The organism is Streptomyces sp. MST-110588, assembly GCF_022695595.1.
Taxonomy (GTDB): Bacteria; Actinomycetota; Actinomycetes; order Streptomycetales; family Streptomycetaceae; genus Streptomyces.
In genome coordinates this window covers 2577144-2593944 of sequence record NZ_CP074380.1, presented here as the reverse complement: position 1 = coordinate 2593944, position 16801 = coordinate 2577144, and the positions used below count along the sequence as shown (strand labels likewise).

At 72.9% G+C, this 16801-nt stretch carries 6 protein-coding genes and 4 pseudogenes; 8 read left to right on the top strand and 2 right to left on the bottom strand.

All coding sequences use genetic code 11. The features are described from left to right. Window positions 1-367: 367 nt before the first annotated feature. From KGS77_RS11270 to nudC, 4 genes and pseudogenes are all read left to right on the top strand, one after another. Window positions 368-3849 (top strand): annotated as a pseudogene (locus KGS77_RS11270) (ATP-dependent DNA helicase). 191 nt (window positions 3850-4040) lie between these two features. Beyond that, window positions 4041-8121 (top strand): annotated as a pseudogene (locus KGS77_RS11265) (ATP-dependent DNA helicase). Between the two features lie 10 nt (window positions 8122-8131). Further along, a complete protein-coding gene (locus KGS77_RS11260) occupies window positions 8132-9532 on the top strand; it encodes a dipeptidase (RefSeq protein WP_242580682.1) in 1401 nt (466 codons plus the stop codon). A gap of 155 nt (window positions 9533-9687) precedes the next feature. Beyond that, a pseudogene (gene nudC / locus KGS77_RS11255) lies at window positions 9688-10640 on the top strand (NAD(+) diphosphatase). A gap of 250 nt (window positions 10641-10890) precedes the next feature. Here nudC and KGS77_RS11250 read toward each other — a convergent pair. Then, window positions 10891-11133 carry a mycoredoxin gene (locus tag KGS77_RS11250; protein ID WP_206504154.1) on the bottom strand — a complete coding sequence of 81 codons (243 nt, stop codon included), beginning with the start codon at window positions 11131-11133 and terminating at the stop codon, window positions 10891-10893. A gap of 145 nt (window positions 11134-11278) precedes the next feature. Between KGS77_RS11250 and KGS77_RS11245 the strand changes: the two are divergent. From KGS77_RS11245 to KGS77_RS11230, 4 genes and pseudogenes are all read left to right on the top strand, one after another. Next, window positions 11279-13476: pseudogene (locus KGS77_RS11245) on the top strand (ATP-dependent DNA helicase UvrD2). A gap of 232 nt (window positions 13477-13708) precedes the next feature. Beyond that, entirely contained in the window at window positions 13709-14041 is a 333-nt protein-coding gene (locus KGS77_RS11240) for a hypothetical protein (RefSeq protein WP_242580680.1), read from the top strand. A gap of 120 nt (window positions 14042-14161) precedes the next feature. Next, complete coding sequence (locus KGS77_RS11235; protein ID WP_242580678.1) at window positions 14162-14515, top strand: WhiB family transcriptional regulator; 354 nt, start codon at window positions 14162-14164, stop codon at window positions 14513-14515. After that, complete coding sequence (locus tag KGS77_RS11230) at window positions 14512-14829, top strand: hypothetical protein (RefSeq protein WP_242580676.1); 318 nt, start codon at window positions 14512-14514, stop codon at window positions 14827-14829. Before KGS77_RS11235 ends, KGS77_RS11230 begins: the two co-directional genes overlap by 4 nt. A gap of 572 nt (window positions 14830-15401) precedes the next feature. Here KGS77_RS11230 and KGS77_RS11225 read toward each other — a convergent pair. Beyond that, entirely contained in the window at window positions 15402-16787 is a 1386-nt protein-coding gene (locus KGS77_RS11225) for an AarF/ABC1/UbiB kinase family protein (protein ID WP_242580674.1), read from the bottom strand. Between the last annotated feature and the right edge of the window lie 14 nt (window positions 16788-16801).

Below are 16801 nucleotides of genomic sequence, written 5' to 3'. Positions count from 1 at the left end.
GCGGCGAAGCTCCTCACATCTGACAGCATCCGTCGTACGGTCGTGGGACGCGCTGCGGCTCGTGTGCCACCTGGCGTAGCGTCGGCCCCGGCCCGCACCCGTCGCGGCACGGACACCTCCCGTGCCGCGGGCACCTCCCGTGCCGCGGACCGTGCCCTGCCCCGTACGGCGCTGCTCCGTACGGCGGTCTGCTCCCCGTCCCGCATCACAACCAGTACCTCCCCCAGGACCGGCGATCCACGTGAGTTCCTCCTTCTCGGCCGCCCCGTCCGCGCGGCCCCGCCGGCAGGCGGCGCGGCGGGACGCCTCCGGCGGCGGCGCGTACCGACTGGTACGTACCCCGCCGGGACCGGTGGTTCCTCCTGCTTTGGACGCGGGCCAGCGTGCCGTGGTTGAGCACGGCGACGGGCCGCTGCTCGTCCTGGCCGGCCCGGGCACGGGCAAGACCACGACGCTGGTGGAGTCGGTGGCACGGCGCGTGGAGGCCGGCGCGGACCCCGAGCGCATCCTCGTACTGACCTTCAGCCGCAAGGCCGCCGTCGAACTGCGCGACCGCATGGCCGCCCGCCTGAGCCGCCCCGACGGGCCGGCCACGGGCCCCGAGGCGCGAGCCGCAGACACCGAGGCGCAGGGCGCAGACCCCGAGGTGCGGGCCGCAGGCCGCGAGGCGCAGGGCACCGGCCCCGGGCCGCGGGGAACGCGCCGCCGACGGGCCGGCGCGCCCCAGGCCACCACCTTCCACTCGTACTGCTACGCGCTCGTACGGGCCCACCAGGACGCCGAGCTCTTCGCGGACCCGCTGCGCCTGCTGTCCGGCCCCGAGCAGGACCTCGTCGTACGGGAACTCCTCGAAGGGCAGGCCGCGCTGGCTGGCGCCGGCCGGGCCCAGGTGACCTGGCCGGACGACCTGCGCGCCTGCCTGACCACCCGCGGCTTCGCCGACGAGGTGCGCGCGGTCCTGGCGCGCAGCCGCGAACTGGGCCTGGGCCCCGACGCGCTGGCCGCCTTCGCGCGGCGTACCGGGCGGCCCGACTGGTCGGCCGCGGCCGGCTTCCTCGCCGAATACCTGGACGTCCTGGACGCGCAGGGGGTGCTGGACTACGCCGAGCTGGTGCACCGGGCGGTGCTGCTGGCCGAGCGGGCCGAGGTCGCGGCGGAGCTGGCGGGGAAGTACGACGCGATCTTCGTCGACGAGTACCAGGACACCGACGTGGCGCAGGTGCGACTGCTGCGGGCGCTGGCGGGCGGCGGCCGTACCCTCGTCGCCTTCGGGGACCCCGACCAGTCGATCTACGCCTTCCGCGGTGCCGACGTCAACGGCATCCTGGAGTTCCCCCGGATGTTCCCGCGCGCGGACGGCTCCCCGGCGCCGGTGGCGGTCCTGCGCACCTGCCGCCGCTCGTCGGCGGCCGTGCTGGCGGCGACCCGGCTGCTGACCCACCGCATGCCGCTGACCCGCCTGCCGGCACAGAAGGTACGGGCCCACCGCGAGCTGGCGCCCGTACGGGACGGCGGCCGGGTCGAGGTCTACACGTACCCGACCCCCGGCGCGGAGCTGGAGAACATCGCGGACCTGCTGCGGCGGGCACACCTGGAGGACGGTGTGCCGTGGCGCGAGATGGCCGTCCTCGTACGCGCCGGGGGGCGCTCGATCCCCGGCGTGCGCCGGGCGCTCACCTCCGCCGGCGTACCCCTGGACATCGACGGCGACGACCTCCCGCTGCGCCACGAGCCGGCGGTCGGGCCGCTGCTCACCGCGCTGCGCGCCGCCGCGACGGCCGCACTGGGCGATGTGGTGGGGCGCGAGGCGCGGGCGCACGGCGCGTCCGACGCTCCGACCGCGCCTGCCGTTCCGGCCGCGCCTGACCTTCCGGCCGCTCCCGCCGACGCGTTTGCCGATGCGCCTGCTTCTGACGCTCCGGCTGCCCCCGCCGCCCCGGCCGACTGGCTCGGGCCTGAGACCGCCGTCGAACTGCTCTCCTCGCCGCTCGGCGGCATGGACTCCGCCGACCTGCGGCGCCTGGGCCGGGCGCTGCGCGAGGAGGAGCGGGCCGCCGGACAGGCGGTGCCCCGGCCCTCCGACGAGCTGATCGCCCGGGCGCTGGCCGAACCGCAGCGTCTGGTGGCGCACGATCCGGCGTACGCGCGGGGCGCACAGCGCCTGGGTCTGCTGCTGCGCAAGGCCCGCGAGCTGCTGGCCGGCGGCGGCACCGCCGAGCAGGCCCTGTGGGAACTGTGGAACGGCACGCCCTGGCCGCAGCGCCTGGAGCGGGCCGCCCGACGCGGCGGCGCCGCGGGCCGCAACGCCGACCGCGACCTGGACGCGGTGGTCGCCCTCTTCGAGACCGCCGCCCGCGCCGAGGAGCGTACGGGCGGGCGCGGCGCGCTGAACTTCCTGGAGGAGCTGGACGCCCAGGACATCGCCGCCGACACCCTCACGCGCCGTGCAGTGCGCCCCGATGCCGTACGACTGATGACCGCCCACCGCTCCAAGGGCCTGGAATGGCGGCTCGTGGTGGTGGCCGGCGTACAGGAAGGGCTCTGGCCCGACCTGCGGCGCCGCGGCTCCCTCCTGGAGGCGGACCGGATCGGACGGGACGGGCTGGCCGAGCCGCTGTCGCCCGGGGCGCTGCTCTCCGAGGAGCGCCGGCTGTTCTATGTGGCCGCCACCCGGGCCCGTGAGCGGCTGGTGGTCACCGCGGTCAAGGCGGCGGCGGACGACGGTGACCAGCCCTCCCGCTTCCTGTCGGAGCTGGGTGTCGAACCGCGGGACGTCACGGGCCGGCCGCGCCGTCCGCTGTCGGTGGCCGCGCTCGTCGCCGAGCTGCGCGCCACCACCGTCGACCCGGCCGCCTCCCCGGCGCTGCGCGAGGCCGCGGCGCTGCGGCTGGCCAGGCTGGCGGCGCTGCGGGACGACGAGGGCCGGCCGCTGGTCCCGGCCGCCCACCCCAGCCAGTGGTGGGGGCTGCACGAGCCGACGCACAGCGCCGTCCCACTGCGTGACCGGGACCGGCCCGTGGTCCTCTCGGGCAGCGCGCTGGACCAGCTAGCCAACACCTGCTCCCTCCAGTGGTTCCTGGGGCGCGAGGTGAAGGCGGACGCGCCCTCGACCGCCGCCCAGGGCTTCGGCAACGTCATCCATGTCCTCGCCGACGAGGTCGCCTCCGGCCGTACGCCGGCCGACCTGTCCGTCCTGATGGAGCGCCTGGACTCCGTATGGGACGCGCTCGCCTTCGACGCCCCCTGGAAGTCCCGGCAGGAAAAGGACAGCGCGCGGGCGGCCCTGGAACGCTTCCTGCGCTGGCACGTACTGGAGCGCGAGGCGTACGGCCGGACCACCGTCGCCACCGAGCACGGCTTCGACGTCACCTTGGAGGCGGGCGAGTACGCGGTCCGCATCCGGGGGAGCATGGACCGCGTCGAGGCGGACGCGCAGGGGCGCGCCTACGTGGTCGACTTCAAGACCGGCAAGCAGAAGCCGACCGGCCCGCAGGTCGCCCGGCACCCGCAGCTCGCCGTCTACCAACTGGCGGTGGCCGAGGGCGCGGTCGACGACGCCTTCGGGGGCGCAGGCCCGAGCCGGGGGGCGCGGAACTCGTCCATCTGCGCCTGGGCGCTCCTCAGAAGGAGGGCGGCGACGCGCTGCCCGCCGTGCAGGCACAGCAGCCGCTGGAAGCGGCGTCCCAGGGGCCGGGGCACGGCGAGGGCTGGGTGGGTGAACTGCTCGCCACCGCGGCGGGGCGGGTCCTCGAAGAGCGCTTCACCCCCACCGCCGGGCAGCACTGCACCCACTGCGCTTTCCGCAACGCCTGCTCGGCGCTCCCGGAGGGCCGGCAGATCGTCGAGTGATCCCTCGATTCCTCGATCTCTCGGTCCTTTGGTTCCTCCGGTCCTTATGACCGCGACCGAGGTGCGACTTTTATCACCCTTGTCCGGGGTCTGTGACGGAGCCGGACCCGCGCCCGGCCCCCGTACCGCCGCGGCCGGAAGACGCCGTCCCGGCACCGTGCCGGGGGTCGTCCCCGGCCGTTTTCCGGGCGATGTCAGTGCGGCCCGCTACCGTCTCTGATGTGTCAGCTCGCATCACCGACCCCGAGCAGCTCAAAGAGCTCCTCGGTATCCCGTTCACCACGGAGCAGACGGCCTGCATCACGGCGCCGCCCGCCCCGCAGGTCATCGTGGCCGGGGCCGGCTCGGGCAAGACGACCGTCATGGCCGCGCGGGTGGTGTGGCTGGTGGGTACCGGCCAGGTCGCGCCCGAGCAGGTCCTGGGCCTGACGTTCACGAACAAGGCGGCGGGCGAGCTGGCGGAGCGCGTACGGAAGGCGCTGGCCGCCGCGGGGATCACCGACCCCGGCGGGGCCTTCCCGGCGGCCCCCGGCCAGACCCCCACCGGTGAGAACGGCGGCTCCGGTGCGAGCACTGCCTCCGGTGCGAGCAGTGCCTTCGGGCCGAGTAGTGCCTTTGGTCCGAGCGCTGCCTTCGGTGAGGACGGCGTCCCCGGGGAGCCGCGCATCTCCACGTACCACGCCTTCGCCGGGCAGCTCCTGAAGGACCACGGCCTGCGCATCGGCCTGGAACCCACCGCCCGTCTCCTCGCCGACGCCACCCGCTTCCAGCTCGCCGCGCGCGTCCTGCGCTCCGCCCCCGGCCCGTATCCGGCGCTGACCAAGTCCCTGCCCGCCCTCGTGGAGGACCTCCTCGCCCTGGACGGCGAACTGTCCGAGCACCTCGTGGAGCCCGCCCGCCTGCACGAGTACGACACGGAGCTGCTCACCGCCCTGGAGGGCGCCAAGCTCACCAACGCCGACCTGCGCAAGGTCCCCGACACCGCCCGCGCCCGCCTGGAGCTCCTGGACCTGGTCACCGCCTACCGCGGCGAGAAGCGCCGCCGTGACCTGCTCGACTTCGGCGACCAGATCGCCCTGTCGGCGGCGCTCGCCACCACCCGCCCCGAGGTGGGCCGGATCCTGCGCGAGGAGTTCAAGGTCGTCCTGCTGGACGAGTACCAGGACACCTCCGTGGCCCAGCGGATCCTGCTGTCCGCCCTCTTCGGCAAGGGGTCCCCCTGGACACAGACCTCGGGGCAGGCACGGGCCACGCCGTCACCGCCGTCGGCGACCCCTGCCAGGCCATCTACGGCTGGCGCGGCGCCTCCGTCGCCAACCTGGACGACTTCCCCGAGCACTTCCCCTTCAAGGACGGCAGCCCGGCCCGGCGCTTCGCGCTCAGCGAGAACCGCCGCAGCGGCGGCCGGCTGCTGGACCTGGCCAACGGGCTCGCCGCACCGCTGCGCCGGATGCACCAGGGCGTCCAGGCCCTGCGCCCGGCGCCCGGCGCGGAGCGCGACGGCATGGTGCGCTGCGCCCTGCTGCCCACCCACGCCGAGGAGCTGACCTGGCTCGCCGACTCCCTCGCCCATCTGGTGCGTACGGGCACCGCTCCGGGCGAGATCGCGGTCCTGTGCCGCAGCGCCGGCGACTTCGCCCGCATCCAGGGTGAGCTGGTGGCCCGGGACGTCCCCGTCGAGGTCGTGGGCCTGTCCGGGCTGCTGCACCTCCCCGAGATCGCCGACCTCGTCGCGGTGTGCGAGGTGCTTCAGGACCCACGGCCAACGCCGCCCTCGTACGGCTGCTGATCGGCCCGCGCTGGCGCATCGGCCCGCGCGACCTGGCTCTCCTGGGGCGCCGGGCGCGTACCCTCGTCCACCGCCCCGGACAGTCCGAGGACCCCGGGCAGCGGCTGGCCGAGGCCGTGGAGGGCGTCGACCCGGCCGAGACGATCTCGCTCGCCGACGCGCTCGACACGTTCCTGGAGGCGGACGGCCGGTCCGATGACGGGCTGCCGTTCTCGGCCGAGGCTCGGGTCCGCTTCGCCCGCCTCGCCGCCGAACTGCGCGAGCTGCGCCGTTCGCTGGCCGACCCGCTCATGGACGTACTGCACCGCGTACTGGCCGTCACCGGCCTGGAGGTCGAACTGTCCGCCTCCCCGCACGCTCTGGCCGCCCGCCGCCGCGAGACCCTGGGCACCTTCCTCGACATCGCGGCCGGGTTCGCCGCCAAACAGGGCGGCGCGGCCCTGGACGGAGAGGCGACCCTGCTCGCCTTCCTGGGCTTCCTGCGCACGGCGGTCCAGTACGAAAAGGGCCTGGACAGCTCGCTCCCGGGCGACGGCAACACCGTCAAGGTGCTCACCGCCCACAAGTCCAAGGGCCTGGAGTGGGACGTCGTCGCGGTGCCCGGCCTGGTCGCCAAGCAGTTCCCCAGCGAGCAGGCCCGCGAGTCCTGGACCGCCCGGCCCAAGGTCCTGCCGCACGCCCTGCGCGGCGACGCCGCCACGCTCCCGGACGTCACCGACTGGGACAGCCGGGGCATGAAGTCCTTCAAGGAGGCGATGAAGGACCACCAGGAGACCGAGGAACTCCGCCTGGGGTACGTCACCTTCACCCGCCCGCGCTCCCTGCTGCTCGGCTCCGGCCACTGGTGGGGCCCCGACCAGAAGAAGCCGCGCGGCCCGTCCGTCTTCCTGGAGGCGCTGCGCGCGCACTGCGAGGCGGGGCACGGCGAGATCGAGGTGTGGGCCGACGCCCCGGAGGAGGGCGAGGAGAACCCGTCCCTGAAGGAGGCCACGGCGGAAAAGGAGTGGCCGCTTCCGCTGGACGCCGCGGCGCTGGCCCGCCGCCGCGCCGCCGCCGAGACGGTGCAGCGCCACCTGGACCGGATGACCGGCGGGGAAGCGGGCATGCCTGATACGTCCGGTGTGGCGCATGACGCACCGCATCCGGGCACGGGGAGGCCGGAGGCGCCGGCCTCCGCGTACGACCCGGAGTGGCCGCCGCCTCCTGAGGACGATCTGTTCGGAGACGGCCCGTATGAGGACGGCCTGTATGAGGCCGATCCGTTCGGGGACGGCCCATACGGCGAGGGTCCCTATGGGGATGGTCCCTATAAGGACGACCCCGATCCGTACGCGCACGAACGCGAACGCGAGCACGAACACGAGTACGCGGATGAAGCGAACGCGAATGCGAACGCGGAGGCGTACGCGGACGCGACGGCTGACCGGCAGGTCTTGCCGGCCCAGCGCCCCGCCCACCCCTCGGAGCAGGCCGTACCCCCGGCCCACCCCTCCGATCAGGCCGTACGGCCCACACCATCGCCCGAGCAGGACACCGGGCCGGAGCCCGCTCCCGGTCCCGAGCCCGAGCCCGCCGCGCTGCTTTCTGAGGAGCGCCGAACCGTCGGCTCCTGGGACCGCGACCTGGACGCGCTGGCCGGCGAACTGCGCCGGGCCCGTGCGACCGTCCAGGACGTGCCGCTGCCGCCCACGCTCAGCGCCTCGCAGTTGCTGCGGCTGGCCGACGACCCGGACGCCTTCGCGCGCGAACTGGCCCGGCCCATGCCGCGCCCGCCCCGGCCCGCCGCCCGCCGGGGCACCCGCTTCCACGCCTGGGTCGAGTCCCGCTTCGAGGAGCTGACCCTGCCCGTGCTCGGCCCGGACGAGCTGCCGGGCGGCGCGTACGGGGACGGCAACGGCATCGCGGACGAAAGCGAGCTGGAGGCGCTCAAGGAAGCCTTCGCCCGTACGCCGTACGCCCGCCGTACCCCTTACCGGATCGAGGTCCCCGTCCAGCTCACGTTGGCCGGCCGGGTGATCCGGGGCCGCATCGACGCCGTCTACAGGGAGGGCGGGCCCCAAGGGGACACGTACGAGATCATCGACTGGAAGACGCACCGGCAGCAGACCGCCGACCCCCTGCAACTGGCCGTGTACCGCCTGGCCTGGGCCGAGCAGCACGGCCTGCCGCTGTCCGCGGTCGGCGCGGCGTTCCTGTATGTGCGCACCGGCGAGGTCGTCCGCCCCGCGAGGCTGCCGGGGCGGGCCGAACTGGAACGCATCCTCCTCGGCGAGGGCGACGAGAACCTCGCCACGGCCACGGCCACGGCCACCGCCTCCGCCGACGACGGAAGCAGCGGCGACATCAGCGACGCCACCGGCATCAGCGACGCCACCGGCATCAGCGACGCCACCACCCATGACATCAGCCCCGCGACCGGCAACGGCATCGGCATCGGCGCCGGCGGTGAGACCGGCGACAGGTCACACCCCGGAGCCGGATAGGCTCGGACACATGAGCACCACCTCGGACAGCGCCGTCCGCGCGTACCTCGACGAACACCGCGCCGCCTTCCTCGACGACCTCGCCGAGTGGCTGCGCATCCCCTCCGTGTCGGCCGACCCCGGCCGCGCCGCGGACGTGCGCCGCAGCGCGGAATGGCTGGCCGGCAAGCTCTCCGCGACCGGCTTCCCGACCACCGAGATCTGGGAGACGCCGGGCGCCCCGGCGGTCTTCGCCGAGTGGCCCTCCGGCGATCCCGATGCGCCCACGGTCCTGGTCTACGGCCACCACGACGTGCAGCCCGCCGCCCGGGAGGACGGCTGGCACACCGACCCCTTCGAGCCGGAAACCATCGACGGGCGGCTGTACGCCCGGGGCGCCGCGGACGACAAGGGACAGGTCTTCTTCCACACCCTCGGGGTCCGCGCCCACCTGGCCGCGACCGGCCGCAGCGCCCCCGCCGTGAACCTCAAGCTCCTCATCGAGGGCGAGGAGGAGTCCGGCTCCCCCCACTTCCCGGCGCTGATCGCCGAGCGTGCCGAACGGCTCGCCTGTGACGCGGTGATCGTCTCCGACACCGGCATGTGGTCCAAGGACACCCCGACCGTCTGCACCGGCATGCGCGGCCTCATGGACTGCCAGATCGACCTGTACGGGCCGGACCAGGACATCCACTCCGGGTCCTTCGGCGGAGCGGTCCCCAACCCCGCCACCGAGGCCGCCCGCCTGGCCGCCGCCCTGCACGACGAAGACCGCCGGGTGGCGGTTCCCGGCTTCTACGACGGTGTCGTGGAGCTGACCGACCGCGAGCGGGCCCTCTTCGCCGAGCTGCCCTTCGACGAGTCCCGGTGGCTGCGCACCGCCCACTCCCACGCCGCGCTGGGCGAGGCGGGCCACACCACCCTGGAGCGCATCTGGGCCCGGCCCACCGCCGAGGTCAACGGCATCGGCGGCGGCTACCAGGGCCCCGGCGGCAAGACGATCGTGCCGTCGGCCGCACAGCTCAAGCTGTCCTTCCGCCTGGTGGCGGGCCAGGACGCGGACACCCTCCGCAAGGCCGTACAGGAGTGGGTCGCCGCCCGCCTCCCCGACGGCATCCGCCACGAGATCACCTTCTGGGGCGCCACCCGCCCCTGCCTGACGCCGCTGGACCACCCCGCGCTCCAGTCGGTCGTACGGGCCATGGGCCGGGCCTTCGGCAAGAAGATCCTCTTCACCCGCGAGGGCGGCTCGGGCCCGGCCGCCGACCTCCAGGACGTCCTTGGCGCACCGGTCCTCTTCCTCGGCATATCCATCCCCTCCGACGGCTGGCACGCGCCGAACGAGAAGGTGGAGCTGGACCTGCTGATGAAGGGCGTCGAGACCGCCGCGTATCTGTGGGGCGACCTGGCGGACAACTGGCGCAGCGCTTGACCCATGAGAACCGTAAGGCCCCGACGGCCCGCGCGCCGCACACCCGCGACTGCCGCACTCACGGCACCTCTGCGCCGCACACCCGGTGCGCCGACGTGCCCGTCCGGGGTCTTACCCAGCAATCACCCACGCCACAGGGGGAGTTGGAAACAGCAGTGACCACCTGGACCGACCACAGCGCCGACCGGCCGATCACCTTCAGCACGGCCAGCGGCATCGACCGGGCCGCCCACCACCGCCTGGACGAAGCGTGGCTCGCGGCGGCCTGGAGCCACCCGACGACGCGTGTCTTCGTGGTCTCCGGCGGTCAGGCGCTGATCGACGACACCCCCGACGGCCGCACCGAACTGATCATGACGCCGTCCTTCGAGGCGCCGCTGACCGAGGCGCACCGCTACTTCCTGGGCATGGACGAGGACGGCGTCCGCTACTTCGCCCTCCAGAAGGACGCGCTGCCGGGCCGCATGGACCAGTCCGCGCGCCCCGCCGGGCTGCGCGAGGCGGGCCTGCTGCTCTCCCCGCGGGACGCCGGGCTGCTCGTACACGCCGTCGCCCTGGAGAACTGGCAGCGGCTGCACCGTTTCTGCTCACGCTGCGGCGAGCGTACGGTCATCGCGGCGGCCGGCCACATCCGCCGCTGCCCGGCCTGCGGCGCCGAGCACTACCCGCGTACCGACCCGGCCGTGATCATGCTCGTCACGGACGAGGAGGACCGTGCCCTGCTGGGCCGCCAGGTGCACTGGCCCGAAGGCCGCTTCTCGACCCTGGCGGGCTTCGTGGAGCCGGGGGAGTCCATCGAACAGTCCGTGGCCCGCGAGGTCTTCGAGGAGGCCGGCGTGGTCGTCGGCGACGTCGAGTACGTCGCCAGCCAGCCCTGGCCCTTCCCTTCCAGTCTCATGCTGGGCTTCATGGCCCGCGCCACGTCCTCCGAGATCCGGGTGGACGGCGAGGAGATCGAAGAGGCCCGCTGGTTCTCCCGCGAGGACCTGAAGGCCGCCTTCGAATCCGGTGAGGTCCTCCCCCGTACGGCATCTCCATCGCCGCCCGCCTCATCGAACTCTGGTACGGCAAGCCCCTCCCGAGCCGCGACACGACCACCAAGCCGTAACCCCACCGGGTGGCAGCCGGGCCGGCCCCCAGCGCCCGGCAGCCGGACGGCCGGCGCGGCTCGGCGCGGCCCCATGGGCAGGACACCACGTACGACATCACCCACGCCCACCACACAGGCTTCCCGCAACGGCAAAGCCGACGGCAAAGCCGACGGCACAGCCGTTCAGCCGGCCGACCGGGCATTCCGAGCAGCCGGCACGAAAAGCGCCCCCGACCGCTGAGGTACGGGGGCTGCTTCCTGGGGCGGATCAGACCCCGAGCGCCTGCTTGACCTGGGCCAATGACGGGTTGGTCAGCGTCGAACCGTCCGGGAACAGGACGGTGGGTACGGTCTGGTTGCCGCCGTTCGCCTTTTCCACGAAGGCCGCCGACTCCGGGTCCTGCTCGATGTTGATCTCGGTGTAGGCGATGCCCTCGCGGTCCATCTGGCCCTTGAGCCGTCGGCAGTAGCCGCACCAGGTCGTGCTGTACATCGTCACCGTACCCGCCATGGGTCCTCGCGCTCCTTCACGTTCAGCGTCCTTGTGGTCATGGAACGCATACCCCCTCCATGTCATTCCCGCATTGGTACGACCGCGGGCCGGCGTCTGTGGACAACTTTCCCGGCTCCCCCACGCGACCTGGCAGCATGGCGGGGTGACAGCAGCAACGGACTCCTCTCTCTTCCCGCAGGTCCCTGCCTCCGCGGACGCGGTGCTCGACGGGCTCGACCCCGAGCAGCGCGAGGTGGCGACGGCCCTGCACGGTCCGGTGTGCGTACTGGCCGGAGCCGGGACCGGCAAGACCCGGGCGATCACCCACCGGATCGCCTACGGCGTACGGGCCGGCATCCTGCAGCCCGCCAGCGTGCTCGCCGTCACCTTCACCGCCCGCGCGGCCGGGGAGATGCGCGGGCGGCTGCGCCAGCTCGGGGCGGGCGGCGTCCAGGCGCGTACGTTCCACTCCGCCGCGCTGCGCCAGCTCCAGTACTTCTGGCCCAAGGCGGTGGGCGGCGAGCTGCCCCGCCTGCTGGAACGCAAGGTCCAGCTCGTCGCCGAGGCCGCCGCCCGCTGCCGCGTCCGCCTGGACCGCAACGAGCTGCGCGACGTCACCGGCGAGATCGAGTGGTCCAAGGTCACCCAGACCGTGCCCGCCGACTACCCGGCGGCCGTCGTCAAGGCCGGCCGCGAGGCCCCCGCGACCCGGCCGAGATCGGGCAGATCTACAGCACGTACGAACAGCTCAAGCGCGACCGCGGGACCATCGACTTCGAGGACGTGCTGCTGCTGACCGTCGGCGTCCTCCAGGACCGGCACGACATCGCCGAGCAGGTCCGCTCGCAGTACCAGCACTTCGTCGTGGACGAGTACCAGGACGTCAGCCCGCTCCAGCAGCGGCTGCTGGAACTGTGGCTCGGGGACCGCGACAACCTGTGCGTCGTCGGTGACGCCAGCCAGACGATCTACAGCTTCACCGGCGCCACCCCCGACCACCTGCTGAACTTCCGCACCCGCCACCCGGGCGCGACCGTCGTCAAGCTCGTCCGCGACTACCGCTCCACCCCACAGGTCGTCCACCTCGCCAACGGCCTCCTCGCCCAGGCCACCGGCCGCGCCGCCGAACACCGTCTGGAGCTGATCTCCCAGCGCCCGGCCGGACCCGAGCCGCTCTACACCGAATACGGTGATGAGCCCGCCGAGGCCGAGGGCGCCGCCCGCCGCATCCGGGACCTCATCGCCTCCGGGATCCCCGCCAGCGAGATCGCCGTCCTGTTCCGCATCAACGCGCAGTCCGAGGTCTACGAACAGGCGCTGGCCGACGCCGGCGTGCCCTACCAGCTCCGCGGCGCCGAGCGGTTCTTCGAGCGGCCCGAGGTGCGCGAGGCGGGCGTCGCGCTGCGCAGCGCCGCCCGCTTCGGCAGCAACGACTCGCTGCTCGACGACGCGGTGGACCTGCCCTCCCAGGTGCGCGCCGTGCTGAGCACCAAGGGCTGGACGAGCGAGCCGCCCGCCGGATCCGGCGCCGTACGGGACCGCTGGGAATCCCTGGCCGCGCTCGTCCGGCTCGCCGAGGACTTCGCCAAGGCCCGCCCCGACGCCACCCTCGCCGACCTGGTCGCCGAACTGGACGAGCGGGCAGGCGCCCAGCACGCACCGACGGTCGAGGGTGTGACGCTCGCCTCACTGCACGCCGCCAAGGGCCTGGAATGGGACGCCGTCTTCCTGGTCGGCCTCACCGAGGGCATGATGCCGATCACCTACGCCAAGACCGACGAGCAGGTGGAGGAGGAGCGCCGGCTCCTCTATGTGGGCGTCACCCGCGCCCGGCAGCACCTCAGCCTCTCCTGGTCGCTCTCGCGCTCTCCCGGGGGCAGGGCCTCCCGCCGCCCCAGCCGTTTCCTCAACGGCCTGCGGCCGGGCTCCGGGGCCGCGGGCCGCCGGACCGCGGGCGGGGCCGTGGGCGGCGGCATCGAGCGCGGCAGCGGCGCCGCCGCGGGGGAAGGCCGGCGTAAGCGGCGCGGTCCGGTCCGGTGCCGGGTCTGCGGCAGGACGCTGACCGACGCGGGCGAGATGAAGCTCATGCGCTGCGAGGACTGTCCCTCCGACCTGGACGAGGCGCTGTACGAGCGACTGCGCGACTGGCGGGCGGAGCAGGCACGGCAGCTCGGCCAGCCCGCGTACTGCGTCTTCACCGACAAGACACTGATGGCGATCGCCGAGACGGTGCCGGAAGACGAAGGGGAACTGGCGGGAATCCCCGGCGTGGGAGCCCGGAAACTCGGGAAATTCGGCGCCGACGTCCTCGCACTCTGCGCGGACCGGGAGCCCGGGCCGTCCGCCGGGGAGGACGCTTAGAGGACTCGTAGCAGGCCACAGGGGCGGGCCGCGGATTCCAGGATTCCGCCGAGCGCCTCCAAGGCCCTGAGAAAGTCACCGCGAAAATAGTTTGCGTGCGCGGAGCGCATCCCCATAGCCTGCGTAAGCACGGGAACAGCGGACCTTCCGGGTTCCGATGGTTCCGTGCTGTACTGAACAAGCTACGGGCCGGTTTTCCGGCCCCTGAGACGCCGAGAGGAGGCGAAGACCAATGATCAGCTCCATGAAGAACAAACTGGCCGGTTCGTCGGTCATCGCCACCTGCCCGCTCGGCTTCTCGCTCCTGGGGACCGGTCTGTCCGTCGCCGGTCGGCTCTCCGGTATCGAGGGCGGCCGTATGGCCCGTCTCGCGATCCTGCCGATCAGCGAACGCGTCGAGCGACCGACCCAGGCACCTGCGGTAGCGGCAGTGGCAGCGGAGACCCATGTCTTCGCCGCCGCGGCGGCCAATGGCGCCGGATCCCCGAAGCAGTACCAGGCACAGAAGCACCAGCACGACCAGTGGGCCCACCGCGGGCACGAACCCTGGAGAGATCCAGCCTGATCGGCACGATCAGGTCGGCACCTTCCAGGGCCGCGGAACCCACACCGGGATCCGCGGCCCTTTTGCTTTGCCAATGAGTCCGGCCACGAGCCGGGCCGAACAGACGAGGAACACACCACCGTGCAACTCCAGACGCACACCCCGTCCGTCGCCACCGACCTGATTCCCCCGCCCGACCACCAGGAGAACTCCTTGCTGCCCCTCACCGAGCTCGACGACGAGATCGACCGCCTCGGCGCCGCTGTTCCGTGCCGTACGTACGACCCCGAGGTCTTCTTCGCCGAGTCCCCGGCCGACGTCGAGTACGCCAAGTCGCTCTGCCAGACCTGCCCCGTCCGTGAGGCCTGCCTCGCCGGCGCCAAGGACCGCCGCGAGCCGTGGGGCGTCTGGGGCGGCGAGCTCTTCGTCCAGGGCGTCGTCGTGGCCCGCAAGCGTCCGCGTGGCCGTCCGCGCAAGAACCCGGTCTCGGCATGAACCTCATCGGCGCAGGAACGATCGACTGTCCCGCAACGCGGGACCCCCAGAAGCAGGACCCGAAGATGAACCCCACCCTCACCGACACCCCCGCACCCGCGAACTCCGGTGTGCTCGCCTCACGTCAGAACAGGACCCGTGACATGCAACTCATGCAAGAAGCCCTGGCGCGTGCTCATATGCACGAACGCCTCCGGGAAGCCGAATCCGAACGCAGGGCCTACCGGCTCGCCGCCGCTCGTCGCATGCAGCGCCGCGCCGAACGTGCCTCCCTGCGCGCCCGCCGCGCGCTGGCCATGGCCGTCATGCAATAACCCACCCCGCGGGGCCCGCACCCGGGCCCCGCCCTCTTCCTCCCCCCACCCGCCCCACCTCCACGTCACCGCCCCTCAACGCCCCGAGGGAGCAGCGCACCACCGCGAAACTCCCTGGACACCGTCACCCTTGCCCGCCTCCAGTGACCGGCCCCTGTCGCGAAGGCGTCCGCCCTGGTACTGCAACGGCATGTGCCCTGGCGGCGGGACAGATTCACGAGCTGCGTCCGCCTCGTTCGTACTGACCGACGCGGACGCGGGCTTGGTGTCGGCGTCGATCTCGCCAGGTGCGACCGGTGCAGGATGTGCTTTCTCTGCCAGCACCGGCCTGCCACCACCGCGCCTCGCGCAGCTCATCACCGACAGAACCCGCCCACCGGGTCAGCCACCCGCTGCCCCCGGGCCTGCTTCGCGGTAGGGCATTTGCTCTTGACCTTCCCTCCTTCCTTTTCCTTGTCGGGTTCTGCTTCTGGCGTCTGTTGTGTGTTTGTGCGTCGGGGCAGGTGTTCGTCTGTGGTTGCCCGGTGTGCGCTGGTTCTGGGCGGGGTGGTGTTCTTTTGGAGGTGGTGGGGTCAGGCGGGGGTGTTTTCGGCTGGTTCGGCGGTGGTGGGGGTGGTGTGGGGATTGGTGAAACCGGGGACCCAGGCTTCCAGTTCGTCGCGGAGGCGTACGGTCGCGCCGAGCTGGCACAGGACGCCGATGGTGCTCAGCGTCACCCGGTGTATCAGGAGGTAGGACGGTGGCAGATTGAGCTGTTTGCCCAGTTGGTGGGCGGGGGAGCGGAGGTCGGCGACGCGGGTGGCCTGGGCGCGCATCCAGGACCGGGTGAAGGTGAACTCCTCGGCCCGGGCCGGTTCTATGATCGGCAGCAGATAGTCCAGTACGGCGTCGGGGTCCAGCTCGATCGACTCCTTGACGAAGCCTTCCTCGCACAGCAGCTCGTAGACCCGCTCCGCCTCGCCGTCCAGGGTCATCCGCAGGGACATGCCGATCGTTGACGGCAGTCCTTCGGGCAGGCGGTCGACCGTGCCGAAGTCCAGGACGCCCAGCCGCCATTTCTCCGGCGGGCCGTCCGGGGCGTCGCCGGTCAGCAGCCGGAAGTTGCCCGGGTGCGGGTCGGCGTGCAGCAGGCCGGTGCGGGCGGTGCCGGAGAAGAGGAAGCGTGCCAGCAACTGGCCGGCCCGGTCCCGTTCCTCCTGGGTGCCGTCGGCGATCACCTCGGACAGCGGCACGCCCTCCAGCCACTCCGTCACCAGCACCTGGTCGCCCTGATGGACCACCGCCGGAACCAGTACGTCCGGATCGTCGGCGAACTCCTCGGCGTGTGCCCGCTGGGCCTCGGCCTCCAGGCCGTAGTCCAGTTCCTCCGAGACGCGGTCCCGCAGTTCGGCGATCAGGGGCTTGATGTCCATACCGGGGATCAGCGGCCCCAGCAGCCGGGCGAACCGGCCCAGTTGGGCCAGGTCCGACAGCAGGGCCGCGCCCGCCCCGGGGTACTGGACCTTGACGGCCACCTCACGGCCGTCGTGCCACACCGCGCGGTGCACCTGACCGATCGAGGCCGCCGCCGCGGGCTTGTCCTGGAATTCTTCGAACAGTTCCCGCCACTTCGCGCCGAGCCGCTCCTCCAGGACCGCGTGCACCGTGCTGGTCGGCATGGGCGGCGCCGCTTCCTGCAGTTTCGTCAGCGCGGCGCGGTAGGGACCGGCGATCTCCTCGGGCAGTGCCGACTCGAAGACGGACATCGCCTGCCCGAACTTCATCGCGCCGCCCTTCAGCTCTCCGAGCACCTTGAAGAGCTGTTCGGCGGTGCGTTGCTGCAGCTCCCGCCCGACGATCTCCGCGGACCTCCCACCGATCCGTTTCCCGAGCCCCCAAGTAGCGCGGCCGGCGAACCCCAGTGGCAGCGCGGCCAGCTTGGCGGTGCGGGTGACCGCCTTGCGGGGAAGATCAGACATGCGCCCCTCCAACT